This window comes from Enterobacter cloacae complex sp. 2015409 (assembly GCF_041365315.1).
Classification (GTDB): domain Bacteria; phylum Pseudomonadota; class Gammaproteobacteria; order Enterobacterales; family Enterobacteriaceae; genus Enterobacter; species Enterobacter pseudoroggenkampii.
The window spans coordinates 2,175,367-2,198,871 of the sequence record NZ_JBFTVM010000001.1 but is presented as its reverse complement, the minus strand read 5'-3'; the positions used below and the strand labels follow the sequence as shown (position 1 = coordinate 2,198,871).

General features: G+C 56.4%; 26 protein-coding genes. 18 read left to right on the top strand and 8 right to left on the bottom strand.

Going from position 1 to position 23,505, the window contains the following annotated elements:
- Positions 1-29: 29 nt before the first annotated feature.
- The 3 genes from rlmC to ACDO57_RS10695 all read left to right on the top strand — a co-directional run bounded on the left by rlmC (position 30) and on the right by ACDO57_RS10695 (position 3,390).
- Positions 30-1,157, top strand: a complete 1,128-nt coding sequence (gene rlmC, locus ACDO57_RS10705) for a 23S rRNA (uracil(747)-C(5))-methyltransferase RlmC (protein WP_208763664.1) — start codon at positions 30-32, stop codon at positions 1,155-1,157.
- A 72-nt stretch (positions 1,158-1,229) separates the two neighbouring features.
- Positions 1,230-1,937: a response regulator transcription factor gene (locus ACDO57_RS10700; protein ID WP_024907851.1), complete on the top strand. Its 708-nt coding sequence runs from the start codon at positions 1,230-1,232 to the stop codon at positions 1,935-1,937.
- Positions 1,921-3,390 (top strand): sensor histidine kinase, encoded by a 1,470-nt coding sequence (locus ACDO57_RS10695; protein WP_370883956.1) that lies wholly within the window; start codon positions 1,921-1,923, stop codon positions 3,388-3,390. Before ACDO57_RS10700 ends, ACDO57_RS10695 begins: the two co-directional genes overlap by 17 nt.
- Positions 3,391-3,469: 79 nt before the next feature.
- Here ACDO57_RS10695 and artJ read toward each other — a convergent pair whose 3' ends face one another.
- The 6 genes from artJ to ACDO57_RS10665 form a co-directional block, all read right to left on the bottom strand.
- Positions 3,470-4,201, bottom strand: a complete 732-nt coding sequence (gene artJ / locus ACDO57_RS10690; RefSeq protein ID WP_021240923.1) for an arginine ABC transporter substrate-binding protein ArtJ — start codon at positions 4,199-4,201, stop codon at positions 3,470-3,472.
- A 173-nt stretch (positions 4,202-4,374) separates the two neighbouring features.
- On the bottom strand, positions 4,375-5,043 hold the full coding sequence (gene artM, locus ACDO57_RS10685) for an arginine ABC transporter permease ArtM (RefSeq protein ID WP_024907847.1): 669 nt from the start codon (positions 5,041-5,043) through the stop codon (positions 4,375-4,377).
- Entirely contained in the window at positions 5,043-5,759 is a 717-nt protein-coding gene (artQ, locus tag ACDO57_RS10680; protein WP_024907846.1) for an arginine ABC transporter permease ArtQ, read from the bottom strand. The genes artM and artQ overlap by 1 nt, the downstream gene beginning before the upstream one ends.
- Before the next feature lie 6 nt (positions 5,760-5,765).
- Positions 5,766-6,497, bottom strand: coding sequence for an arginine ABC transporter substrate-binding protein ArtI (gene artI / locus ACDO57_RS10675; protein WP_048990934.1), 732 nt, complete (start codon positions 6,495-6,497; stop codon positions 5,766-5,768).
- Positions 6,498-6,516: 19 nt separating this feature from the next.
- A complete protein-coding gene (gene artP / locus ACDO57_RS10670) occupies positions 6,517-7,245 on the bottom strand; it encodes an arginine ABC transporter ATP-binding protein ArtP (RefSeq protein WP_023310942.1) in 729 nt (242 codons plus the stop codon).
- A gap of 226 nt (positions 7,246-7,471) precedes the next feature.
- On the bottom strand, positions 7,472-7,990 hold the full coding sequence (locus ACDO57_RS10665; RefSeq protein ID WP_023335076.1) for a lipoprotein: 519 nt from the start codon (positions 7,988-7,990) through the stop codon (positions 7,472-7,474).
- A 97-nt stretch (positions 7,991-8,087) separates the two neighbouring features.
- On the opposite strand from ACDO57_RS10665, the gene ACDO57_RS10660 reads away from it, so the two are divergent.
- The 3 genes from ACDO57_RS10660 to ACDO57_RS10650 all read left to right on the top strand — a co-directional run bounded on the left by ACDO57_RS10660 (position 8,088) and on the right by ACDO57_RS10650 (position 10,130).
- The gene (locus ACDO57_RS10660; protein ID WP_023310944.1) at positions 8,088-8,411 is read left to right on the top strand and encodes a heavy metal-binding domain-containing protein; all 324 of its coding nucleotides are present in this window, start codon (positions 8,088-8,090) and stop codon (positions 8,409-8,411) included.
- Positions 8,408-9,238 carry an N-acetylmuramoyl-L-alanine amidase gene (locus tag ACDO57_RS10655; RefSeq protein ID WP_024907844.1) on the top strand — a complete coding sequence of 277 codons (831 nt, stop codon included), beginning with the start codon at positions 8,408-8,410 and terminating at the stop codon, positions 9,236-9,238. Before ACDO57_RS10660 ends, ACDO57_RS10655 begins: the two co-directional genes overlap by 4 nt.
- Before the next feature lie 268 nt (positions 9,239-9,506).
- A complete protein-coding gene (locus ACDO57_RS10650) occupies positions 9,507-10,130 on the top strand; it encodes a helix-turn-helix domain-containing protein (RefSeq protein WP_061715669.1) in 624 nt (207 codons plus the stop codon).
- Here ACDO57_RS10650 and ACDO57_RS10645 read toward each other — a convergent pair whose 3' ends face one another.
- Both ACDO57_RS10645 and ACDO57_RS10640 read right to left on the bottom strand, forming a co-directional pair.
- Positions 10,131-10,760 (bottom strand): hypothetical protein, encoded by a 630-nt coding sequence (locus ACDO57_RS10645; protein ID WP_267214556.1) that lies wholly within the window; start codon positions 10,758-10,760, stop codon positions 10,131-10,133.
- Positions 10,760-12,310: a peptidoglycan-binding protein gene (locus ACDO57_RS10640; protein WP_370883955.1), complete on the bottom strand. Its 1,551-nt coding sequence runs from the start codon at positions 12,308-12,310 to the stop codon at positions 10,760-10,762. Before ACDO57_RS10640 ends, ACDO57_RS10645 begins: the two co-directional genes overlap by 1 nt.
- A 300-nt stretch (positions 12,311-12,610) precedes the next feature.
- On the opposite strand from ACDO57_RS10640, the gene gspC reads away from it, so the two are divergent.
- The 12 genes from gspC to ACDO57_RS10580 are packed head-to-tail and all read left to right on the top strand — an operon-like array spanning position 12,611 to position 23,328.
- Entirely contained in the window at positions 12,611-13,342 is a 732-nt protein-coding gene (gene gspC, locus ACDO57_RS10635) for a type II secretion system protein GspC (RefSeq protein ID WP_370883954.1), read from the top strand.
- Positions 13,343-13,355: 13 nt separating this feature from the next.
- Positions 13,356-15,281, top strand: coding sequence for a type II secretion system secretin GspD (gspD, locus tag ACDO57_RS10630; protein WP_370883953.1), 1,926 nt, complete (start codon positions 13,356-13,358; stop codon positions 15,279-15,281).
- A gap of 15 nt (positions 15,282-15,296) precedes the next feature.
- Entirely contained in the window at positions 15,297-16,775 is a 1,479-nt protein-coding gene (gspE, locus tag ACDO57_RS10625) for a type II secretion system ATPase GspE (protein ID WP_370883952.1), read from the top strand.
- Positions 16,775-17,983: a type II secretion system inner membrane protein GspF gene (gene gspF / locus ACDO57_RS10620; RefSeq protein WP_370883951.1), complete on the top strand. Its 1,209-nt coding sequence runs from the start codon at positions 16,775-16,777 to the stop codon at positions 17,981-17,983. Before gspE ends, gspF begins: the two co-directional genes overlap by 1 nt.
- A gap of 3 nt (positions 17,984-17,986) precedes the next feature.
- Complete coding sequence (gspG, locus tag ACDO57_RS10615; protein WP_024907836.1) at positions 17,987-18,436, top strand: type II secretion system major pseudopilin GspG; 450 nt, start codon at positions 17,987-17,989, stop codon at positions 18,434-18,436.
- The gene (gene gspH, locus ACDO57_RS10610; RefSeq protein ID WP_267216799.1) at positions 18,436-18,921 is read left to right on the top strand and encodes a type II secretion system minor pseudopilin GspH; all 486 of its coding nucleotides are present in this window, start codon (positions 18,436-18,438) and stop codon (positions 18,919-18,921) included. The genes gspG and gspH overlap by 1 nt, the downstream gene beginning before the upstream one ends.
- On the top strand, positions 18,914-19,294 hold the full coding sequence (gene gspI / locus ACDO57_RS10605) for a type II secretion system minor pseudopilin GspI (protein ID WP_157188835.1): 381 nt from the start codon (positions 18,914-18,916) through the stop codon (positions 19,292-19,294). Before gspH ends, gspI begins: the two co-directional genes overlap by 8 nt.
- Positions 19,291-19,896 (top strand): type II secretion system minor pseudopilin GspJ, encoded by a 606-nt coding sequence (gspJ, locus tag ACDO57_RS10600; protein WP_370883950.1) that lies wholly within the window; start codon positions 19,291-19,293, stop codon positions 19,894-19,896. The genes gspI and gspJ overlap by 4 nt, the downstream gene beginning before the upstream one ends.
- Positions 19,893-20,903: a type II secretion system minor pseudopilin GspK gene (gene gspK / locus ACDO57_RS10595; protein WP_024907832.1), complete on the top strand. Its 1,011-nt coding sequence runs from the start codon at positions 19,893-19,895 to the stop codon at positions 20,901-20,903. Before gspJ ends, gspK begins: the two co-directional genes overlap by 4 nt.
- Before the next feature lie 15 nt (positions 20,904-20,918).
- On the top strand, positions 20,919-22,052 hold the full coding sequence (gspL, locus tag ACDO57_RS10590) for a type II secretion system protein GspL (RefSeq protein WP_370883949.1): 1,134 nt from the start codon (positions 20,919-20,921) through the stop codon (positions 22,050-22,052).
- A complete protein-coding gene (gspM, locus tag ACDO57_RS10585; protein ID WP_370883948.1) occupies positions 22,049-22,534 on the top strand; it encodes a type II secretion system protein GspM in 486 nt (161 codons plus the stop codon). The genes gspL and gspM overlap by 4 nt, the downstream gene beginning before the upstream one ends.
- Positions 22,531-23,328 (top strand): A24 family peptidase, encoded by a 798-nt coding sequence (locus ACDO57_RS10580; protein WP_267216795.1) that lies wholly within the window; start codon positions 22,531-22,533, stop codon positions 23,326-23,328. Before gspM ends, ACDO57_RS10580 begins: the two co-directional genes overlap by 4 nt.
- The last annotated feature ends 177 nt before the right edge of the window (positions 23,329-23,505 follow it).

The window sequence follows — 23,505 nt, the reverse complement described above, 5'->3', positions numbered from 1 at the left end:
GCAGCCCTCGTGATTCTTAAGGTTTTCATATGCAGTGCGCACTCTATGACGCCGGACGCTGCCGCTCCTGTCAGTGGATAGAACAGCCGGTCTCTCAACAACTCACCGCCAAAATGGCCGACCTGCAACAGCTGCTGGCAGCGCACGCGGTGGGCGAATGGTGCGCACCCGTCAGCGGCCCGGAGCAGGGTTTCCGTAATAAAGCCAAAATGGTGGTCAGCGGCAGCGTTGAAAAACCGCTGCTGGGGATGCTGCACCGCGACGGCACGCCGGAAGACTTAACCGACTGCCCGCTGTATCCCGCCTCCTTTGCGCCGGTCTTTGCGGCGCTTAAGCCGTTTATCGCGCGGGCGGGGTTAACGCCCTACAGCGTGGCCCGCAAGCGCGGCGAGCTGAAGTACCTTCTGTTGACCGAAAGCCAGATCGACGGCGGCATGATGCTGCGCTTTGTGCTGCGCTCTGAAACCAAGCTGGCGCAGCTTCGCGCGGCGCTGCCGTGGCTGCAGGCGCAACTCCCGCAGCTGAAGGTCATTACGGCGAATATTCAGTCGGTGCATATGGCGATTATGGAAGGGGAGAAAGAGATTTTCTTCACCGACCAGCACGCGCTGGCGGAGAGCTTCAACGGCGTGCCGCTGTGGATCCGCCCGCAAAGCTTCTTCCAGACGAACCCGACCGTGGCAAGCGGCCTGTACGCTACCGCCCGCGACTGGGTTCGAGCGTTGAACGTTCACCACATGTGGGATCTGTTCTGCGGCGTGGGCGGGTTTGGCCTGCACTGCGCGACGCCGGAGATGCAGCTCACCGGGATTGAGATCTCTGCCGAAGCGATTGCCTGCGCGAAACAGTCTGCCGCCGAACTGGGGTTAACGAACCTGCGCTTCCAGGCGCTGGACTCCACGCAGTTCGCGACCGGCCAGGGCAACGTGCCTGAGCTGGTGCTGGTCAACCCGCCGCGCCGCGGCATCGGCAATGCGCTGTGCGACTACCTGAGCCAGATGGCGCCAGAGTACATCATCTATTCCAGCTGCAACGCGCAGACCATGGCGAAAGACATTGCGCACCTACCGGGCTATCGCATTGAACGCGTTCAGCTTTTTGATATGTTCCCGCATACCGCGCACTATGAAGTGCTGACGTTGCTCGTAAAATCTTAAACAAAATGTGAACTCTTCATCCCGGCGAAATCAGGTAAGCTTACGTCATAAGAAATGAATGAAGGCTTACTCATGAAGCAGATCCTGCTGGTGGAAGACGACCACGATATCGCGGCGCTTCTGCAACTCAATTTAGAAGACGAAGGCTACGCCATCACCCACGAGCCCGACGGGGGCAACGCCCTGCAGCGTCTTGAAAAACAGCCGTGGGATGCGGTGATCCTCGACCTGATGCTGCCCAACGTGGACGGTCTGGAGATTTGCCGCCGCATCCGTCAGATGACGCGCTACCTGCCGGTGATCATCATCAGCGCCCGCAGCAGCGAAACCGACCGCATCACCGGGCTGGAAACCGGCGCCGACGACTATCTGGCTAAGCCGTTCTCAGTGCAGGAATTAATTGCGCGCATAAAAGCGCTGTTTCGTCGTCAGCAGGCGATGGGGCAGGCGCAAACCGACGGACACATTCAGGCCCACGGACTGACCATCGATCCGCTGGCGCGCAGCGTGCTGCTTCACGGCCAGGTGGTGGACCTCACCCCGCGCGAGTTCGAGCTGCTGTACTTCTTTGCCCGTCATCCCGGCGAGGTGTTTTCCCGTCTGGCGCTGCTGGAGCAGGTCTGGGGCTACCAGCACGAGGGCTACGAACACACCGTTAACACCCACATCAACCGCCTGCGCATTAAGATTGAGAAGGACGCCGCCGAGCCGGAGATCATTCGCACCGTCTGGGGCAAGGGCTATAAATTTGCGGAGCCAAATCATGATGCGCCGCTTTAGCCTGAGCCAGCGCCTGACGCTGCTCTTCATCCTGCTGATGATGCTCTGCGCCACCGTCGCCTGCGCGGTACAGCTCTACAGCAGCATGCAGTACGGTAACGCGATGGTGCAGCGTTTGTCGGGTGGGCTGGCGCAGCAGATCGTCCAGCGCGAACCGATTCTGGACGCGCAGGGCCGGGTCGATCGCAGCGCGCTGAAACCGCTGTTTGGCCGGCTGATGACCTTTAATCCGAGCGTTGAGCTGTACGTTATCTCTCCTGACGGCGATATCCTCGCCGATGCCGCACCGCCGGGTCATATTCAGCGGCAAAAAATCGACCTGGCGCCGGTGCAGAGCTTCCTGAGCGGCACCGCCATGCCGGTACTGGGCGACGATCCGCGCAGTCAAAATCAAAAAGTCTTCAGCGCCACGCCGCTGCGGCAGGACGGCGAGCTAAAAGGCTATCTGTACATTATCTTGCAGGGCGAGGAGTCAAACGCTCTGGCGGAAATGGCCTGGCACAAGGCGCTGTGGAGTACCGTCCTGTGGTCACTGCTGTGGGTCGCGCTGTTTGGGCTGCTGGCAGGGCTGCTGGTCTGGTACTGGGTTACGCGTCCGGTCAAACAGCTGACGGTGGAAGTGGCCGGGCTGGAGCAGGACAGCATAAGCGCAATCAGGCTGCTGGCGGTACAGACGCCGGACGCGGCGGCAAAAGATGAAGTGGCAATCCTGCGCAACAGCTTTATCGAGCTGGCGCGCAAAATCACCCGCCAGTGGGATCAGCTGGCCGACAGCGATCGCCAGCGCCGGGAGTTTATCGCCAACATTTCGCACGATCTCCGCACGCCGCTAACCTCGCTGCTGGGCTATCTGGAAACCCTTTCGCTAAAATCCGCCACGCTGACGCCGCAGGAGCACCAGCAGTATCTCGCCACCGCGCTGCGTCAGGGGCAAAAAGTCCGTCATCTTTCGCAGCAGCTGTTTGAGCTGGCGCGCCTTGAGCACGGCGGCATTAAACCCCAGCGCGAACGGTTCGCGATGGGAGAGCTGATTTCCGACGTGGCGCAGAAGTTTGAGCTCACCGCCCGCACGCGAGAGGTCAATCTGCATATTGACGTGCCGGGGCCGCTGCCGCTGATAAACGCCGATGTGTCGATGATCGAACGCGTGGTGACCAACCTGCTCGATAACGCGATGCGCCATACGCCAGCTGGCGGGGAAATTCGTCTGGCGGTCTGGCAGGAGAATGAACGGCTGCAGGTCGAAGTGGCCGACAGCGGAACGGGCGTGGATGCCTCGCTGCGCGACGATCTGTTCCAGCGGCCGTCGGCGCTCAATACCCAGGCGTCGAGAGAGAATCGCGGCGGGTTGGGGCTATTAATCGTGAAACGGATGCTGGAGCTGCACGGCGGCGGGATCAGGCTGATGGAGTCGGTGAGCGGGGCGCGGTTCAGGTTCTTTGTGCCGCTTTGAGAAATTGCCGGGTGGCGGCTTCGCCTTACCCGGCCTACAGACTACCACCCCCGTAGGCCAGGTCACCCGGCAAAAAAGGTTACTGCGGGAACCACTGCTCGCTGATTTTCTGATACGTACCGTCCGCTTTAATCGCTTTCAGCGCGCCGTTCAGTTTTTCCAGCAGGGCTTTGTTATCCGGACGTACCGCGATGCCGAGGCCCGTACCGAAGTACTGTGGATCGGTCACTTTTTCCGTTGCGGTGCCCAGCTGCGGATTGGTTTTCAGCCATTCGTTCACCACGGCGGTATCGCCGAAGACGCCGTCGATACGGCCATTTTTCAGGTCGATAATCGCGTTCTGGTAGCTGTCATAGGCCACGGTTTTCACTTCCGGATGTTTGTCCTGCAGGTATTTCTGGTGCGTGGTGCCGTTTTCCATCCCGATGCGTTTGCCTTTCAGCTGATCGAAAGAGGTATAAGCGCCTTTCTTTGCAATTACCACCGCCGAGTTGGCGTAGTACGGGTCGGTGAACGCGACCTGCTTGCTGCGCTCAGGCGTGATGTCCATCCCGGAAATCACCGCATCGTATTTTTTGAACTTCAGCGACGGGATCAGGCTGTCGAAGGCATGGTTGGTAAAGGTGCAGTCGGCCTGCATCTGTTTGCACAGCGCTTTCGCCAGATCGATATCGAAACCGACGATCTGGTTGCTGGCATCCAGCGACTCAAACGGCGGATAGGTGGCGGACACGCCGAAATTGATTTTATCCGCAGCGGATGCGCCAGCGGCGAAGGTGGCGAGTAATGCGGCCAGAACTAACTTTTTCATTGTAATGCTCCCGTCTGTCTTATTGATGCGCCGTGTCTGCGGCCTGGATGTACAATGCCAATTAATGAATTTGTATGCAATAAAAATGATTAAATATTGTGTTTGTTACAAAAAAAAGCGGATAACCCATCAGGTTACCCGCTTTATGAATACCGTTTTATGCATTCGCGTGGTTAATTTCTGCGCTCAAACGCTAACGCTTTACGCTCGATCAGGCGCATCATCAGCGTCAGCAGACCGTTCACCACCAGGTACACCACGCCCGCCGCGCCGAACACCATTACGTCATAGGTGCGTCCATACAGCAGCTGTCCGTGACCCATCACTTCCATAAGGGTGATGGTGTAGGCCAGCGAGGTACTTTTGAACACCAGCACCACTTCGTTGGAATAGGAGGAGAGGGCGCGCTTAAAGGCGTACGGCAGCAGGATTGCCAGCGTGTCTTTCTTGCTCATGCCCAGCGCCCCGCAGGACTGCCACTGGCCTTCCGGGATGGCGCGGATCGCCCCGTAGAACAGCTGGGTGGTATAGGCCGCGCTGTTCAGCGAAAGGGCAATCAGGGCACACAGCCACGGCTCAGAGAGCAGATGCCAGATAACCGGATAGTCCTGCAGCGACGGGAACTGGCCCGGGCCGTAGTAAATCAGGAAGATCTGCACCAGCAGCGGCGTACCGGTGAAGAGGGTGATGTAACCGCGCACAATCCACACCAGCACCGGCGTTTTCAGCGTCAGGATGATGGTGAAGATAAGGGCCAGGATCAGCGCCACGATAATGGACGCCACGGTCAGCGTCAGGCTGGTGTGCAGCCCTTTCATCAACTCGGGAAAGTATTCAAGCATCAGCCTGGTCTCCGTTCAAAGCGCGTCGCACGCAGGTCAATACGCTTGAGGATGTACTGACTGAGCAACGTGATCACCAGGTAGATCGCCGCAGCCACAATGTACCAGGTAAACGGCTCCTGGGTACGGGTGGCGATGCTTTTGGTTTGCAGCATCAAATCGTTAACGCTGATCAGGCTCACCAGCGCGGTATCTTTCAGCAGCACCAGCCACTGGTTGCCGAGCCCCGGCAGGGCATGACGCCACATCTGCGGCATCACCAGACGGAAAAAGATGGCGGATTTCGACAACCCTAGCGCCTGACCCGACTCCCATTGCCCCTGCGGCACGGCTTTCAGCGCACCGCGCAGGGTTTGCGACGCGTACGCGGAGTAGAGCAGGGAGAGAGCAATCACGCCGCACAGGAACGGGCTGACGTCGAAGTTATCAATCTGCATCTGCACCGGGATCTGCGCAAAGCCGAGATTGAGGGTGAAGCCGTCAGACAGCGTGAGCAGCAGCTGCGAAGAGCCGAAATAGATAAACAGGACCACCAGAATTTCCGGTAGCCCACGCAGCACGGTGACCAGCGCGGAGCCTGTCCAGGCGACGGGGAACCATTTCGCGGATTCCCACACCGCAAAGAACATCGCCAGCACGAGGCCGATAATCAGTGCGCAAACGGCAAGGCCGACGGTCATCCCGGCGGCACTTGCTAAAGGAAAAATTTCATTCATCAGGAATTACTTCTGGAACCATTTTTTGTAGATGGTTTCGTAGGTGCCGTCTTTCTTCACTTTTTCCAGCGCAGCGTTGAATTTCTGCTGCAGCTCAGTGTTGCCCTGACGAACGGCAATCCCCAGACCGGTACCGAAGTAATCCTTATCGGTCACTTTGTCGCCCACTGGCGCCAGCTTGTCGTTGGCTTTCAGCCACTCGGTCACGACCGCGGTATCACCGAAAACGCCGTCGATACGGCCATTTTGCAGATCCAGCTTCGCGTTCTGGTAGCTGTCATACGGAACGGTGGTGATTTCCGGATGCTTATCCGTAATGAATTTCTGGTGCGTGGTGCCGTTCTGCACGCCGACTTTTTTGCCTTTCAGCTGATCGACAGAGGTGAATTTACCTTTCTGACCAATGAACAGGGCGGAGTTGTCGTAGTAAGGGGTGGTGAACAGCACCTGCTTTTCACGTTCCGGGGTGATATCCATACCGGCCATCACGGCGTCGATACGGCGGAACTTCAGGCTTGGGATCAGGCTGTCGAACGCCTGGTTGCTGAAGGTACAGGTCGCATCGATCTCTTTACACAGGGCGTTAGCCAGGTCCACGTCGAAGCCCACAATTTTGTTGTTCGCGTCAATGGACTCAAACGGAGGGTAAGAGGCTTCCGTGGCAAAACGAATGGTCTGGGCTGCGGTAGCGGAAAGGGTAACGCCAGCAAGCAGCACGGCAAGTAATACTTTTTTCATTATATTTCCCCTGACACAATCAATGAGATAAATAGTTTTTGAAGGCATCGGTTTGCGGGTTCGCGAAGCAGCTCGCATCACCTTGCTCAACGATATAGCCGTTTTCCATGTAGACCACACGGCTGGCGGTTTTACGCGCCACTTCCACTTCGTGGGTGACGATGACCTGCGTAATGTTAGTTTCCGCCAGCTCGCGAATGATGCTCACGATCTGGGCGGTGATTTCCGGATCCAGCGCCGCGGTGGGTTCATCAAACAGCAGTACCGCGGGTTCCATCATCAGCGCACGGGCAATGGCCACACGCTGCTGCTGACCACCAGAAAGATGCAGCGGATAGCGGTCGCTGTAGGGCTTAAGACGCAGGCGGTCCAGCAGCTTTTCGGCGCGCGCGATCGCCTGATCCTTGCTTAACCCCAGCACGCGGCACGGGGCTTCAATCAGGTTTTGCAGGACGGTCAGGTGCGGCCAGAGATTGTATTGCTGGAAGACCATGCCGACGTTTTGACGAAGTTCACGAATCGCTTTATCAGACGGCGTCTTCGCGAAATCAAAATGGTTACCGGCAATCGCCAGCGTACCTGAACGGGGCATTTCAAGCAGATTAAGGACACGCAGAAGGGAGCTTTTGCCTGCACCGCTTGGGCCAAGCAAAACCAGCGTTTCGCCTTCCGGGCAGTTCAGCGTGATGTCAAACAGCGCCTGGTGTGCGCCGTAGAAGCAGTTAATGCCGTTTAGTTTAATACTCATCGGGGCAGTCTTTACTCATCCAGGCAATCTATAGCAATTGAGGCCGCAGATAGTACCGTTGACAGAATAGTTATGCAATATTTCTGCGTTAAAAGTTAAATATAACCCGTGTTTCCTCTTAAACATAGCACAAAATAGCGAACGGCAAGGTCGGCGAGTATAAATGTCGGCATTCCGCATGAAATGCCGCACATTTTACGGGGGTTACCAGGGAATATCGGCGGATTTAGCGATTCTCAATCGACTGGCGAAGCGTGCCTGCCGGGGCATGAACGCTGCCGCCCACGTAGCGTACGTCGTCCACTGCCCAGCATTGACCTTCACGGATCATCAGCACTTCATCCTGCCAGGTTTGGGTTCCCTGCGTCAGCTTCACGCGCAGCGGAATATTACGGGCGTCCGTATTCGGGATGGTTGACGCGCTCGCCACTTCGGCGCTGTCCGGTAGCGTGGTGCGGCTGGAGAACGGATCGGATTTCAGCAGGGCGTTATGCTGTGGATCGCGGGTGGCGTCGTTAAGCAGTTTTGCCAGGCCATCGCTCAGATACGGGCGTAGCCCGGTGAGGTCGTTGCTGCGGTGCTGAATGCGATAATCATAGAACTGCTGCGCCACAGTGTCCGGGCCGCCCTCTATGCAGGGGCCGCTGCGGGTACCGATATCCTTAAAGGCTGGCGTGACCGTGGTGGTACAGGCGCTGAGCACCAGCGCGCAGGGCACTAAAAGTGTTAAAGCAGAATAGCGCATGTTGATTTCCTTATTTATTAACTATCCTTTCAATCATAGCGTAACGAACCGATAATGCTGTGCCTAAGGCATTGAACGCTAAAGAAGGAGAGAAACCATGCAGTTTTCAACAACGCCAACCCTGGAAGGGCAGACAATAACCGAGTACTGCGGCGTGGTCACCGGCGAAGCGATTCTCGGCGCCAATATCTTCCGTGACTTTTTTGCCGGTATCCGCGATATCGTGGGTGGCCGCTCGGGTGCATACGAAAAAGAGCTGCGCAAAGCGCGCGAAATCGCCTTTAAAGAGCTTGGCGAGCAGGCGGAAGCCCTCGGCGCGGATGCGGTCGTCGGGATTGATATCGACTACGAAACGGTCGGGAAAGATGCCAGCATGCTGATGGTGAGCGTAAGCGGTACGGCGGTGAAAACCCTTCGATGAGGCGTTCGTTTGCCACAATCCTGCTGGCGCTGCTGCTGGCAGGATGTACCGCGGAAAAGGGAATCATCGATAAAGGTGCCTACGAGCTGGATACGCGTCATCAGGCTCAGGCGGCTTACCCTCGCATCAAGGTGCTGGTTATCCACTACACCGCGGATGATTTTGACAGCTCGCTGGCCACGCTGACGGATAAGAACGTCAGCTCTCACTATTTGATCCCGGCTAAACCCCCGGCACCGGACGGTAAGCCGCGCATCTGGCAGCTGGTGCCCGAGAGCGAACTGGCCTGGCATGCGGGCATTAGCTTCTGGCGCGGCACAAACCGCATCAATGATACGTCTGTCGGCATTGAGCTTGAGAACCGCGGCTGGCAAAAAACGTCGGGCGTTAAGCGCTTTACCCCGTTTGAGCCTGCGCAAATTGCGGCGCTGGTGCCGCTCGCCAAAGATATTATTACCCGCTACAACATCAAACCTGAAAACGTGGTGGCCCATTCGGACATCGCGCCGCAGCGCAAAGACGATCCCGGCCCGCTGTTCCCGTGGCGACAGCTTGCTCAGCAGGGCATTGGCGCATGGCCCGATCCGGCGCGCGTCGCGTTCTATATTAACGGGCGTCCGCGCTATCAGCAGGTGGAGACCGGGGCATTACTCGATCTCCTCGCGCGGTATGGCTATGAGGTGCCGGTTGACAGCACCCCTGCGCAGCAAAAGCGCATCATCACGGCGTTCCAGATGCATTTCCGGCCTGACCTGTGGAACGGTATTGCGGACGTCGAAACGATGGCCATTGCCGAAGCGCTTCTGGAGAAGTACGGGCAGGGGTAATCCTTCGGACTACCCCGAATGCCTTAACGCATTCTGATTTTCTTCAGATTAATCTTAAGTACAAACTCAATTCATTTTTAGTTAATTGACTTAAAATTATCCGGATTTAAGATAGACACATAGCTTGCTAATTAATATAGCAAATAAATATATCGCATTTATTCTTTATTTCTCTCATTGAGAATTTCACAGGAACATATTCAGGGCTTAAGGCTTTTTTGCCCTATGCCTGCATTTTTAAATTTCACATCTTAAATCGGGTATAACAATGTTAAGCATCTATGCAAAAAAATTACGTCCGCAATATGAAATGGAAGCCATTATTTCTGCTACATCAGGTTTTGAAGAGAAGATCTTAAAGAAATGGCAGAAACTCTCCACGTCCGATTCACAATATATTCATATTATCGTCAGCGGTGAAGTTGAATTCCGACGCGAATCCGACGAACTGTGTATGTTCACGGTAACGGGCCAGTGCATTTTTGGCCTCTCGTCGATGTACTATAACGCAACCCATATGTACGGCCTCATTCGCGCTAACGCTGTGGTGCGCTCAATCAAAAAAGAGGTCTTCGCGCAGCTGATGACCGATAACAATTTATGGCCTGAACTCACCAAAGTGCTGGCCTGGTACATCTGCATGCTGAGCAAACGTGACGATGTGCTGGTTGCCCGCAGCGCTTATTCTGTAGTGCGCGAGTTTTTATACGAGATTAATGAGCTGATTGTTCATCATCAGCGTGATATCAATATTTACGATTATATTCAGGAATATACCAATCTGGCGCGCAGTACCATCATTAAAATCCTCTCCGACCTCAAAAAAGGTCAATATATTGTGGTGGAAAAAGGTCGACTCCTTAATCTGAACACATTGCCTGAAAAATACTAACTATTCCAGCCGATCTCCTTTTTCACTCAAAGGAGATCGGGATCCCACGTTATGTTGCACTCTCGTCTGCGAATTATCCTGCGTTTCATCCACCGGCGGCGCGGGAATTTTGCCTTGCGAATAATCTTGCTCCTGTTCTTTTAACGCCTGCTTAAACAACTCGGTTAAAGAAGCATCCTCACTGCCTGTACTGGCGGGCGCGACATCATGCGCTTCGGTGCCGGGTAACGTATCCCGCGACGTATCGTGCGGTTCCGCGCCGTCGGGCGCTTGCTGCCAGTCGGCATCGTCGCTGTTAATCGGCAGATCCTGCATGGCAGGGATGTCTGCCTGCACCGGTGCGGGTTTCGGATGTGGATGCGGGAACGGCTTGCTCACATACACGTAGTGCATATCAGAAAGCTGCGTTTCAGGTTTCGCGACGCTCGCTTTTGTTACCGGTTCCGGCGCAGGATGACGCAGATTCCAGTAAGTATGCGCGTACACGCCCGCCGTCAACATGACGCACAGACCCAATATCCATAAAAAGGCGTTGCCGACGATTTTTCTCAGGCTGGGGAGGCGATACGAAAACCAGACCGCCTCCCCGGTAGCGTAGCTGCGCTGGGCCGCAAGACAGAGGGTAGACATCAGGCTTTCTTCTCCTGCATTTTCGGGGAGGTCTGGATCAGCACGCTCGGCGTGGAATGGGTTTCACGCATTAACTGCATCAATGTATCTTCCCCTGGAATGCCATCCACATGCAGATGCATTTTTTGCTGGAACTCGCGGGTGCGTTTCATCATCTCCGCCGTCCAGGTCCGGGAATGGGTTTCCGGCTGGTTAAGGGCTACGCTCAGCTGCTGGTCAAGCCAACCCATGTCCTTCGCATCGCTGGCACCGCTGATGACGTCTTTACCTTCCGGCGTCAGGCGGTGCAATTGGGTAAAGTTGCCGGTGGCATGCTGGTTAAACCAGCTGCGGCTTACCTGCCAGGTACGGTTGTTCATCAGCAGGTCGAGTGAGTTATCCCCGACGCGGGCGACCACGGCATAATTGAGGTGGTTGCCGGTTTTCAGTTCACTTATCCACGGATACCCTTCCTGCGCCAGCGCGTCCGGTGAGGCGTTACCCTGCCTGCACATCAGGTTCACCTTTGCGGCGTTTTGACACAGGGCATCGTCCGCTGAGGCGTCATATCCCCACATCAGATAGAGCTGATGCATGGCATCCGGCTGATTGACCATTTCATTGTCGATAACCGGCACCACCGGGGCCTGAACATGTGGCGTCTGCTGTTTCCAGCTGGCAGGCACCGGGAGCTGAACCGGAAGTTTTGCACCGATCGAGGAGGTCAAATACCAGCCGCAGGCGGCAAACAGCAGGGATGCGAATAAACCGACGGTAGCCAGGTGCTTACCGTGTTTTTTCGCAGGCAGCGTCTCGCCGGAGGCCAGACGTAAATGACGCGGGCTGACCTGATCCGCACGCTCGGTCCAGGCGGCGAGCATCGACAGGTGGGCCAGCTCGTTCAGCTTGCTGATATTCCCTCTGGTCAGCGTATGCATCTTGCGCACGCGCGCCGGGGTTAACGGTGAGCTCTCGCATCCGTGCTCTTCACACTGCGCCTCAACGTAGCGGAGAGATTCCCGGCAGGTAAGAGGACGCAGGCTGTGATGGGTATGCGCATATTCACGCAGCTCGGGCTGCTGCATCAGGACGGCTTCCCGACCTGCTGCGCCCATTAGCACGATTGAGAGGCAAAACCCCAGCTCCTGAGCGCGCGTCAGCAGCATAGCCAGCACCTCCTGACAGGTGTCCTTCATGGCTTCGGTGTGGCTAATCACCAGCACTTTCGTCCTGGTTTTTCCCCCTTGCCACTGGTGCAGGATGGTATCCACCGCCTGAAGCCGGTTTTTGCTCTCTTTCGTTCCCGGGTTGAGTTTATACAGCAGACTACTGGCACTCAGTTTTGGAAACGCGTTAATGGCAAAAACGTCAGGATTAGCGGATTTCAGGGCGTCGCTGAACTGGCCCAGCAGCGGGGCATCGTCAGCAAAGAGCCCAATAATCCCCGCCTGTTGGGTTTTCTCTTTCAGCAGGTTGAATACGTCCTGATGATAAGGCACCAGAAAATCCCCGGATAACCCGGTTATTTTCCGAAAGGGCGGGTTTTTAAAATTAAAGTGGCTCTGATACATAACGACTTACCGTCTCTGATTAGGAATAGCAACAGGACGAGAAAGTAAAGCAACGCTATAGGGTGGTCAATTTGCGCACAGGGTAAAAATATCCTGCCGGTGAGGCCTAACATCTGGATTTTATGCGGTCAATATTTTTCTGTATGAAAGTTAGCGGCAAAGTGAGTGGTCGTTTTTACAGCGGGAAATTACGCTTTGCTCACATATTGGCGCAGCGCGACGCTGCTTATTTTCGCTTTGCTAAAGGCCAGATGAAAAATGAGGTTCTCATTTCTGTCACGGTGGATAACGCCTTGCATTATGTTTGTGCTGTTAATTTTTTGCGGCCAGCAAGGGTATCTGACGTTTAAAGATTATAAAAAAGTTACGAATAAGTTGGCTAACGCTGATGCGCAGCCGCTGAAAACGCGTCGTGATAAAAAAACATTCACCCTTTTCACGGCGGCCGTGCGTCAGGACAACCTGCCCGCCGCCGCGAAAGCCCCGCTGGCAGCGGAGGTCGAAGGTATTGTGCGCAGCGATGACGCCTGGCTTTCTTTCGCCGTGATCAAAACGCCGGGTGGTCAGAAGAGCTACCGTGAAGGCGAGCCGCTGACCGGTTTTAACGATGCCTATATTCAGGAAATTAACAAAGACAATGTGGTGGTTAATTACGAAGGTGCTACGCAGGTACTGGCATTAAATAAACCTGATTATTTTAAGGGCGGCGTTGACAGCGGCCCGGTAAGCAAATCGACGAAAGATGCAGGCGCGGAAAGTGTGCATCTGAATGATTATCTGGTGTTAAAGCCGTTAATCGAAAAAGGCCAGCTGGAAGGCTACAACATTAATCCAAGGAATGCCTCTTCCTTCTACAGCCATTCAGGGCTGGAAAAAGGTGATGTGGCGGTAAAAGTGAATTCTGTCGATATGACCGATGAAGCACAGTCAAAAAGTATTATTGCCAACTGGTCGAAAATGAAAGAGGCGGAGGTCGTCGTCAGACGTCACGCTCACCTTGAAAATATTCGGGTTAATGTTCTAAACAATTAACAAGTGTACAGACATGAAGAAATTTCCCTGGGCGTGCGTGGCGCTGACCGCATTGTCGTTATATTCAAGTTCGCTGCTTGCAGCCAACTTTAGCGCGAGCTTTAAAAATACCGATATCCGCGAGTTTATCGATACGGTAGGCCGCAATCTGAATAAAACCATACTCGTCGATCCGTCCGTGCAGGGCTCGGTGTCGGTGCGAACCTACAACGTGCTGACGGAAGATGAGTATTACCAGTTCTTCCTGAGCGTGCTGGATCTGTACGGCCTGTCGGTGATCCCGATGGACAACGGCATGATTAAAGTAGTGCGTTCCAGCGTGGCCCGTACCGCCGGCGCGCCGCTGGCAGACAGCAAAAACCCGGGTAAAGGTGATGAGATCATCACCCGCGTCGTGCGCATGGAAAATGTGCCGGTACGTGAACTTGCCCCGCTGCTGCGCCAGCTCAACGATGCCACCGGCATCGGCAACGTGGTGCACTTTGAGCCGTCCAACGTGCTGCTGTTGACCGGTAAAGCCTCGGTGGTGAACCGCCTGGTGGATCTGGTTCAGCGCGTGGACAAAGACGGGATTCAGTGCCGCGAGATCGTGCCGCTGCGCTTTGCCTCCGCCAAAGAGCTCTCCGACATGTTGAACAACCTCAACAATGAAGAGCAGAAGGGGCAGAACGCGCCGCAGCTGGCCACTAAAGTGGTGGCGGATGACGAAACCAACAGCCTGGTGATCAGCGGCTCGGAAGATGCGCGCATGCGTACCCGCTCTCTGATCCATCAGCTGGACCGCGAGCAGAACAACGAGGGGAATACCCGCGTCTTCTACCTCAAATATGCCAGCGCCACGAAGGTGGTGCCGGTTCTGACCGGGATAGGTGAACAGCTGAAGGATAAGGCCAGTACGCCGAAGTCGAAAACCGCCACCGCGTCCAGCGATCTGAACATTACCGCCGACGAGGCCACCAACTCGCTGGTGATCACCGCTCAGCCTAACGTGATGAACTCCCTTGAGAAGGTGATCGACAAGCTCGACATCCGTCGTCCGCAGGTGCTGGTGGAAGCGATCATTGCTGAAGTGCAGGACGGTAACGGCCTGGATCTCGGCGTGCAGTGGACCAGCAAGCACGGCGGCGTGCAGTTCGGCTCCACCGGCCTGCCAATCAGCCAGATTAAAAACGGCACCATGAAGGGGGCGAGCTTCACCGGCCTTGCGACCGGCTTCTTTAACGGCGATTTCGGGGCGCTGATGACCGCGCTCTCCACCGACGGCAAAAACGATATTCTCTCCACGCCAAGCGTGGTCACGCTGGATAACAAAGAGGCGTCGTTCAACGTCGGTCAGGACGTGCCGGTGCTTTCCGGCTCCCAGACCACCAGCGGCGACAACGTCTTTAACTCCGTTGAGCGCAAGACGGTCGGGACCAAGCTGAAAATTGTGCCGCAGATCAACGACGGCGACATGATCCACCTGAAGATTGAGCAGGAAGTCTCCAGCGTCGACAACAGCGCGACGGATGATGCCAGCCTCGGCCCAACCTTCAACACCCGTACCATCAACAACGAAGTGATGGTGCACAGCGGGCAGACGGTGGTGCTCGGCGGCCTGATGGAGAACGTCACCAAACAATCGGTCTCCAAAGTGCCGCTGCTGGGCGATATCCCGCTGGTCGGCCAGCTGTTCCGCTATACCTCGCAGGATACGTCGAAACGCAATCTGATGGTGTTTATCCATACCACCGTGCTGCGCGACGACGACAACTACAGCGCGGCGTCGAAAGAGAAATATGACCAGATCCGCGCCCGCCAGCAGCAGCGCGTGGAAGAGAAAAAGCTCGGCATTATCGAACCAACGGATAACGCGGTACTGCCCGCGTTTCCCGTCGACGCCAGCGCCGCGCCGGTAAAAACCAGCGCCAGCACACCGCGCAATCCGTTCAAACACTAAGGCGGCGAGGGCACCGTGGACGAACTGACTAAAACCCTGTGTAGCAGCAGCTACGCAAAAGATAACGGCGTTCTGTTTTACAACAACGACGTCTATATCCGTGATAACACCCCGGCGTTAGCACTGCTGGAAGTGCGCCGGGTGCTGGGACGCGCGTTCGTCCCGGTGACCCTGACATCTGAAGCCTTTGACGAGCTGCTGGCCAAGATCTGGCAGCAGAGCAGCGGCGTTTCGCAGCAGCTGGTGGATGATATGGACGCGGATATCGACCTGATGGCGTTAACCGAGGAGATCCCGGATAACGAAGACCTGCTTGATAACGACGAGAACTCGCCGGTGATCCGCCTGATCAACGCCATTCTCGGCGAGGCGGTGAAGGACGGCGCATCGGATATTCATATCGAAACCTTCGAGCGCACGCTGAGCATTCGCTTCCGCGTTGACGGCGTGCTGCGCCCGGTGCTGCAGCCGGCGCGCAAGCTGGCACCGCTGCTGGTGTCGCGCATCAAGGTCATGTCGAAACTGGACATCGCCGAGAAGCGCCTGCCGCAGGATGGCCGTATCTCTCTGCGCATCGGCCGCAAGGCCATCGACGTGCGCGTCTCGACCATTCCGTCCCAGTACGGCGAGCGCGTGGTCATGCGCCTGCTCGATAAAAGCAACCTGAAGCCCGACATCAACAAGCTGGGCCTGATTGAAGAAGAGCTGGAGAAGTTAAAAGGGCTGATTGACCGCCCGCACGGCATCATCCTGGTCACCGGGCCCACGGGCTCCGGGAAAAGTACCACTCTGTACGCCATTCTCTCGGCGCTGAACGGTCATGAGCGCAACATTCTGACCGTTGAAGATCCGATTGAATACGAGCTGGAAGGGGTGGGGCAGACGCAGGTTAACCCGCGCGTGGACATGACCTTTGCCCGCGGGCTGCGCGCCATTCTGCGTCAGGACCCGGACGTGGTGATGATCGGGGAAATTCGCGACGGCGAAACCGCGCAAATTGCGGTGCAGGCGTCACTCACCGGTCACCTGGTCATGTCTACGCTGCACACCAACAGCGCCGCCGGGGCGATAACCCGCCTGCGGGATATGGGGCTGGAGTCGTTTTTAATCGGTTCATCGTTGCTCGGTGTCATTGCCCAGCGTCTGGTGCGTCGGCTGTGTAGCCACTGCCGGACCACCAGTCCGCTGGATGACAATGAAAAAGCACTGTTCAGCTTTATGGACGCGCCGCCGAAAGCGATCTATCGCGCGGTGGGCTGCGAGCACTGCCGACAGAGCGGCTATCAGGGCCGTGCCGGTATTCATGAGTTCCTGGTGGTGGACAGCACCATGCGCCGCGCGATCCATGAAGATAAGGACGAAATGTCCATCGAAACGCAGCTCTTTAAGCAGGCCTACAGCCTGCGCGAAAACGGGCTGCTGAAGGTGATTAGCGGCATCACCTCTCTGGAAGAGGTGATGCGCGTCACCGCCGAGCGCGGGGGGGATGAATAATGGCCTTCTACGCCTGGACGGCGACGGATGCGGCGGGCAAAACCCGGCGCGGCACGCTGCAGGCCGAGGGGCAAAAGCAGGTTCGCCAGATGCTGCGTGAGCAAAAGCTGATGCCCGTCAGCATCACCGAAAGCCGCGAGGCGGCGGCTGCCGGAAAAGCGAAAACCGGGCCTAAGCTCTCCACGCCGGTGCTGTCGATGTTTACCCGTCAGCTTTCTACGCTGGTCAACGCCGCGCTGCCGCTGGAAAGCGCGCTGAAGGCCATCTCGAAGCAGACGGAAGACAAAAAGCTGGCGGCGATGGTGGTGGAGATCCGTGAAAAGGTGGTGGAAGGGCACACGCTGTTTGACGCCTTCAGCCAGTTCCCGCGCACCTTCGACAAGCTTTACTGCACCCTGGTGATGGCCGGTGAAAAGACCGGTCACCTGGGCGACGTGCTGGAGAAGCTGGCGGAGTACAACGAGCAGCGCCAGAAGATGAAAAGCAAGCTGATGCAGGCGATGGTCTACCCGATTACCCTGACGGTGGTGGCCATCGCGGTGATCGGCATTCTGCTGGTGGCGGTGGTCCCGCAGGTGATCGAGCAGTTCACCCACATGAAGCAGCAGCTGCCGATCACCACCCGCACGCTGATCGCGGTGAGCGATTTCCTGCAGGCGTACGGCATCTATATTGTCGGGATCCTGGCCGGTGGGTTTATCGGCTTTAAGACCTGGCTCAGAAATGCCAAAAACCGCTTTCGCTGGCACAGCTGGCTGGTGAACGGTTCGCCGATTAAAAAGCTGGTCTGCGCCATCAACAGCGCCCGCTATATCCGAACCCTGAGCATTCTGCAGGCAAGCAGCGTGCCGCTGCTCGAAGGGATGTATATCGCGATGGACGGTATCGAAAACCTCTACGCCCGGCAGGTGCTGGAGCAGGCCGCCGATACCGTGCGCCAGGGGGCATCTTTATATGCCGCGCTTGAACAGGCGAAATTATTCCCGCCAACCATGCTGTACATGATTGCCTCCGGCGAAGAGAGCGGGGAGCTCGGCAATTTAATGGACCGCGCGGCGGAAAACCAGGAGTCGGCATTACAGCATCGAATTACGTTAACGCTGTCGGTATTTGAACCGGCGCTGGTGGTCTCCATGGCGACGATGGTTTTATTTATCGTGCTGTCAATATTACAGCCGCTTCTGCAACTTAATAATATGGTAGGTTAAATCATGGCTATAAAACGTAAAAACCTGGCTCGCCAGGCGGGCTTCACCTTGCTCGAATTAATGGTGGTGATCGTTATTCTCGGCGTTTTAGCGAGTATGGTGGTACCAAACTTAATGGGCAATAAAGAAAAAGCGGATACGCAAAAAGCGACCAGCGATATTGTCGCGCTCGAAGGCTCGCTGGATATGTATAAGCTCGATAACCACCGCTACCCGACAACAGAGCAGGGCCTGCAGGCGCTGGTGACCAAGCCTGAAATCGCACCCATCCCGAACGGCTACCGCGCTGACGGCTATATTCGCCGCCTGCCGCAGGACCCGTGGGGAAACGATTATCTGCTCGTCAGCCCGGGCGAACACGGCGCCGTAGACGTCTTTTCTGCCGGTCCAGACGGCGAAGCCAATACCGCCGATGATATTACGAACTGGTCTCTGGATAAGAAAGAGAAATAATGAAAAATCAACGCGGCTTTACGTTGCTGGAAATTATTCTGGCGCTGGTGATATTTGCCAGCTGCGCCATGATGGTGGTGTCAACAATACCCTCACGCAGCGGTGCGGATATATTTGGCCAGCAATTAAAAGCCCTCGTTGATTATGGTTCAGACCGTGCGGTAATGGACGGAAATATCGTTGGGCTGGTAATCACCACCGATAAATATCAGCTGGTCACGCTAGACGATAAAAATGGCGTGCGTCACTGGGTGCCTTTATCTGCCGGACGAATTACCACCAAAGGCGATTTTCCGCAGGAGATGCATGTATCGCTGTCGCCCCAGCGTCTGGCGGCCACCGTCGAGGCCGATCCGCAGATCCTCTTTCTGCCGGACGGCGAGATTGGCCGCTTTACGCTTACGCTGCAACGCTACGACAAACAGCACTATTTCCGCGTGGTGTCGCAGGGCGCGGCCCCGGTATCGGTAGAGAACGATGACTAAAGGCAAGGTTAAGCAGAACGGGATGACGCTGCTGGAGGTGATGGTCGCGCTGGTCATCTTCTCCACCGCCGCGCTGGCGCTGATGAACTCGGTCTCCCTGAACGTGCGTTTTACCCACGGGCTGGCCGACACGCTGCAGGCCAGTTGGGTGGCCGAGAACCAGCTGGCGGAAGCGCAGCTCGCGAAAACCGACTTCCCGGATGCTGAGGAGCAGGGAACGGAAATCATGGGCGGGCGCGGCTGGAACTGGCGCAAGCAGCGGGTCAAAACCGCCGACAACGGCTGGGCTAACGCGATTCGCGTGTATGCGGAAGGCGACGACAGCCAGCCGGTTATTTCGCTGCAGATCGTTGGGCCAGGAGAGAGCCAGTGAAGAGAACCCGACGCCAGCGCGGTTTTACCCTGCTGGAGATCATGATTGCCCTGACCATCTTTGCGGTGATCGGCACCCTGGCCTGGCAAATTCTGGACGGGGCGATGCGCACCAGTTCGGCCACCGACGCCAGCGCGGCGAAGCTCAATCAGCTGCAGCGCGCATGGAACCTGATGGAACGTGATTTCTACCAGCTGCAGGCGCGCGCGCCGCGCAACGAGCCGGATCTGTTCCGTCAGGTGGACGATGCGCTTGAGCTGACCACGCTGAACGGCGTGAGCGGCACGGTCCAGCTGGAGCGCGTGCGCTGGTGGCTGGAACAAGGGCATCTGTATCGCGACGTCTGGCCGGTGATTGACGGCCCGGCGGACGCGAAACCCGACGAGGTGCCGATTGTCAGCGACGTGAAATCCCTGCAGTGGCGTTTTTACCGTCAGGGCTGGCAGAAAAGATGGAGCGACCCGGCGCATCTGCCGGACGGCGTGGAGCTGACGTTGACCATGGAAAACGGTGATACCTGGCGCTGGGTATTTACGACCCCGGGAGATCTGCCTGAGGCCGCTGCACCTGCCCCGCAGCCGGCACAGGAAGTGAAGCCATGAGCCGATTACAGAAACAGAAAGGCGTAGCCCTGCTGGTGGTGCTGATCCTGCTGGTGATGATGTCGGCGCTGGCTGCCAAAATCAGCCAGCAGTTCTGCCGCAACCTGCAAAAAACGCATTACCAGGTAAGCCAGCAGCAGCTGCGCTGGGCGATGCAGGCCCAGGAAAAGGTGGTGAAAGACCGGCTGCAGGCCGACGCCAGCGGGGAAAGCAAAGCGCTCTCCCCCGACGGCGACTGGCATCAGCCGCTGGAAACCCGGGGCGAAGACTACACGGTGGTCGGCCAGGTGGAAGACGCGCAGGACTGCTTTAACGTCAACAACCTGCTGGCGGTCGAGAAAGTTGCCCAGGGGAAAAACCCCCCGGCGGTGCCGGAAAAGCCCCGCAGAGAGCAGATTGTTGAACAGCTTCTGACGCAGAGCGGCCTGAGCCAGACCAACGCGGAAGAGGTGTATCTGCAGCTGGTGGACTATCTCGATGGCGACACGACGACGGCCAAAGAGGGCGCAGAGACCGATGCCTGGGCTGGCGTGGTGCCCGCTCGCCAACCGGCAAACCAGATGATGCGAACCATTGCCGAGATCACGCTGCTGCCCGCATTTCCGGCTGCCGCTTACCCGAAGGTGAGCAAGCTGCTGTGCGCGCTGCCGGACGCCGCCAGCAAGGTGGATGTGAATACCCTGAAACCGGAGCAGGCCGCCTTACTGGCCGCGCTGTTCCCGGGAAAACTCAATGAAGATGATGCCGTTCGCCTGATTGAATCGCGTCCTGAAACCGGCTGGGAAAGTATGGAAACCTTCAGCAAAGCGCTGGAGCAGGCCTTCCCCCAGTTAAAAGACGACCTTCCGCAGGTGGCCGACTATCTCTCCATTAACAGCCGGTATTTCCGCGTCAATTATACCGGCAATACCGATGAATTAACGCTTCGCGTGGTGAGCCAGCTTCAGGTCAATAACGAAGCCGGTGAGATCGTGACGTGGCAGCGCCGTTACCGAATGATTGAATAAGAAAAGTAGAACGCTATGAAACAGGTCCTTTTTGTTCGTCCCGACAGCCGCGAGGGCGGGAAAATAATGTGGTGTGTCTCCGGCAGCGAGCAGGTTGAGACGCTGGATAGCCTTGACTCGCTGATAAACCATCCCCTGGCGGCACGCGTTTGCCTGCTGCTGCCTGCCAGCAACATGATCTTCCGCCACTTTACGCTGCCGAAAAAAGTTGCCTCGCAGGCGGCTGCATTCTCGTGGATGGCGGAAGAGACGCTGATTGGTGACGTGGATAATCTTCACTGGACGGTGCTCAACAAAAAGGGCGCCGAGGTCGATGTGGTGGCGATTGATGCCGACCAGCTGCGCGGATGGTTAACCCGTTTTCAGGCCGCCGGAATGAAGGTGATCCAGGCGTTGCCGGATGCCTGGCTGCTGCCGGTGGCAGAGGGAGGAAGCACGCTGGTTAAGCAGGATGAAAGCTACTGGCTGCGTTTATCCCCCCACACCGCCGGGGAGATGGAGGCCAGCCTGCTGCCGCTGCTGATGCAAAAAGCGGGCGAGGGCGAGGTGTGCTGCTACGGCGCGCAGCCTGAAGGGGTTGACGTTGACCTCCTGCAGCCCTGGCAGCATCCGCTGGTACTGATCCAGCCGCAGTGGCAAACCTGCCGCGTGAATATTATGCACGGTGAATTCAGCGCGAAAGCGGGCTCGGGTAAAGCCCCGAAAGGCATCAAAGCGGCAATGGCCGCAGCGGGTCTGCTGTCTCTCGGCCTGTTGCTCGGCCCGCGCGTCGCCATGGCCTGGATGCTGGTGCAGCAGGAGAATGCTAATCAGCAGGAGATCGCTCAGGTTTTTCAGCACCATTTTCCGAGTATGCGCCAGAAGACCAACATCAAATACCACTTTGATCAAAACATGAAAAAGCAGACCAAAGGGGTATTTTTGCAGCTTGAAGCGCTGGAGAAGGCCAGGCAGGCCGTGCCGGCGATGGAAATCGATCTGCTGGAATACGACGCCCAACAGAACACGCTGACGCTGAGCGTCAGTGCGCAAAACCAAACCGCGTTGCAGACGTTTGTGAATCAGGCGGGGGAAAATTTTGATTTTACCCTGCAGCCTGTTTCTACCGCTGCACCTTATACCGCCATGATTGCAGGGAAATATAAATGAAAGAGCGAATCGCGCAGCTTAAGTCTCGTTATCAGAATTACAGCGCCAGGGAAAAAGTCATTATAAAAATATGTGCCGTAGCCCTGGCGGGGGTGGCCGTTTATTACGCAGGCATGATCCCGCTGGATAATATGATTCTGAACAGTAAAGCCACGCTGAGCAGACAAAAAGAGACGCTGAACTGGATGCGCAGTGAAATAGATAAAAACCATCTCCAGGTCCAGATTGTCAAAACAGATAATCCGCGTACGGTGGTGGAGAGTAGCGCACAGGAAATTAATCTTCCTCTGACGGATGTGCGTCAGGATGGACAAACCTTATCGTTCGTCGTAAATCGCGTTAACGTCTACGAATTAAAGAACTGGCTGCGGGAAATTAACCAGACCTCCGGCGTCAGGCTGCAAAAAATGAACCTCACGCCGGTCGATCGCCTCAGTGATGTAAAAGCGGAAGTCCAGCTCACCTGGAGCAAAGCCTCATGAACACCTTCGCGCTGATGCGGGAGGTCTACCCGGTGGGGTTCCCGCTGATGAGTGCGATTCTGGGCGGCATTGTGGGGAGCTTTCTGGGCGTCGTCGCCGAGCGCGTACCGGGCATGGTGATGGAGGAAGAGGGGGGCGGCAATTTGCTTTTTCCGGCGTCGCACTGCCCGGCGTGTCAGCACACCCTGGCCGCCTGGGAGAATATTCCGCTGGTCAGCTGGCTTCTCCTGCGTGGACGTTGTAGCCGCTGCGGCGTGGGTATCCCATTGAGGATATTTTTAATCGAACTTTTTTCCGCGCTGTTTTTTGGCGTCACCGCCTGGTGTATGCCAAACGTACAGGCCTTGTTCTCCCTGTGGGTACTGGCGGCGTTCTTGTTGCCTCTGGCCTTGATCGACTGGCGGCATCAGCTGCTGCCGGATTGCCTGACGCAGCCTGTGCTGTGGGCTGGCCTGTTGCTCCATACGTTTGACCATACGATGCCGCTACGCGATGCGCTATTTGGCGCCGTGGCAGGTTATCTCTCTCTTTGGCTGCTCTACTGGGCATTTCGGCTTGGTACCGGGCGGGAAGGGCTGGGTTATGGCGATTTTAAGCTGCTGGCGGCTTTGGGAGCCTGGTGCGGCTGGCAGGCGTTACCCACGCTGGTATTAGTCGCCGCCTTAAGCGGTATCGTCGGTTATTTCATCCTGAATATCTTAAATAAAAATAACCTCATTATTGCTTTCGGACCCTATCTCTCATTTGCTGGAATAGTGGTGTTTATTGGGCAGCAGTTTGCTTTCATATTTTAAATATTTCGGTCAAGTTTTTTTGTCAATTTTTTCGACGGTGTAAGAGCAGGACGTCTCTTTGCGCCCAGTGTATCGTAAGGGATATAAGCTATACGGAATTTTGGCTTGTATCTTTTTATGGGGGAATACAACGCAGAAAAATATTTTCTTGTCACGGTTGTAAGGTCAGTTAAATAC

Excerpts from the sequence above, each read along its gene's own strand:
- ACDO57_RS10665 (WP_023335076.1), bottom strand. The coding sequence starts at position 7,990 with ATGCGCTATTCTGCTTTAACACTTTTAGTGCCCTGCGCGCTGGTGCTC.
- gspL (WP_370883949.1), top strand. The coding sequence starts at position 20,919 with ATGAAACAGGTCCTTTTTGTTCGTCCCGACAGCCGCGAGGGCGGGAAA.
- artP (WP_023310942.1), bottom strand. The coding sequence starts at position 7,245 with ATGAGTATTAAACTAAACGGCATTAACTGCTTCTACGGCGCACACCAG.
- gspK (WP_024907832.1), top strand. The coding sequence starts at position 19,893 with ATGAGCCGATTACAGAAACAGAAAGGCGTAGCCCTGCTGGTGGTGCTG.
- ACDO57_RS10700 (WP_024907851.1), top strand. The coding sequence starts at position 1,230 with ATGAAGCAGATCCTGCTGGTGGAAGACGACCACGATATCGCGGCGCTT.
- gspM (WP_370883948.1), top strand. The coding sequence starts at position 22,049 with ATGAAAGAGCGAATCGCGCAGCTTAAGTCTCGTTATCAGAATTACAGC.
- artM (WP_024907847.1), bottom strand. The coding sequence starts at position 5,043 with ATGCTTGAATACTTTCCCGAGTTGATGAAAGGGCTGCACACCAGCCTG.
- artJ (WP_021240923.1), bottom strand. The coding sequence starts at position 4,201 with ATGAAAAAGTTAGTTCTGGCCGCATTACTCGCCACCTTCGCCGCTGGC.
- ACDO57_RS10650 (WP_061715669.1), top strand. The coding sequence starts at position 9,507 with ATGTTAAGCATCTATGCAAAAAAATTACGTCCGCAATATGAAATGGAA.
- gspH (WP_267216799.1), top strand. The coding sequence starts at position 18,436 with ATGAAAAATCAACGCGGCTTTACGTTGCTGGAAATTATTCTGGCGCTG.
- artQ (WP_024907846.1), bottom strand. The coding sequence starts at position 5,759 with ATGAATGAAATTTTTCCTTTAGCAAGTGCCGCCGGGATGACCGTCGGC.
- ACDO57_RS10580 (WP_267216795.1), top strand. The coding sequence starts at position 22,531 with ATGAACACCTTCGCGCTGATGCGGGAGGTCTACCCGGTGGGGTTCCCG.
- ACDO57_RS10695 (WP_370883956.1), top strand. The coding sequence starts at position 1,921 with ATGATGCGCCGCTTTAGCCTGAGCCAGCGCCTGACGCTGCTCTTCATC.
- rlmC (WP_208763664.1), top strand. The coding sequence starts at position 30 with ATGCAGTGCGCACTCTATGACGCCGGACGCTGCCGCTCCTGTCAGTGG.
- gspG (WP_024907836.1), top strand. The coding sequence starts at position 17,987 with ATGGCTATAAAACGTAAAAACCTGGCTCGCCAGGCGGGCTTCACCTTG.
- ACDO57_RS10660 (WP_023310944.1), top strand. The coding sequence starts at position 8,088 with ATGCAGTTTTCAACAACGCCAACCCTGGAAGGGCAGACAATAACCGAG.
- ACDO57_RS10655 (WP_024907844.1), top strand. The coding sequence starts at position 8,408 with ATGAGGCGTTCGTTTGCCACAATCCTGCTGGCGCTGCTGCTGGCAGGA.
- gspC (WP_370883954.1), top strand. The coding sequence starts at position 12,611 with ATGTTTGTGCTGTTAATTTTTTGCGGCCAGCAAGGGTATCTGACGTTT.
- gspF (WP_370883951.1), top strand. The coding sequence starts at position 16,775 with ATGGCCTTCTACGCCTGGACGGCGACGGATGCGGCGGGCAAAACCCGG.
- gspI (WP_157188835.1), top strand. The coding sequence starts at position 18,914 with ATGACTAAAGGCAAGGTTAAGCAGAACGGGATGACGCTGCTGGAGGTG.
- artI (WP_048990934.1), bottom strand. The coding sequence starts at position 6,497 with ATGAAAAAAGTATTACTTGCCGTGCTGCTTGCTGGCGTTACCCTTTCC.
- ACDO57_RS10645 (WP_267214556.1), bottom strand. The coding sequence starts at position 10,760 with ATGTCTACCCTCTGTCTTGCGGCCCAGCGCAGCTACGCTACCGGGGAG.
- gspD (WP_370883953.1), top strand. The coding sequence starts at position 13,356 with ATGAAGAAATTTCCCTGGGCGTGCGTGGCGCTGACCGCATTGTCGTTA.
- ACDO57_RS10640 (WP_370883955.1), bottom strand. The coding sequence starts at position 12,310 with ATGTATCAGAGCCACTTTAATTTTAAAAACCCGCCCTTTCGGAAAATA.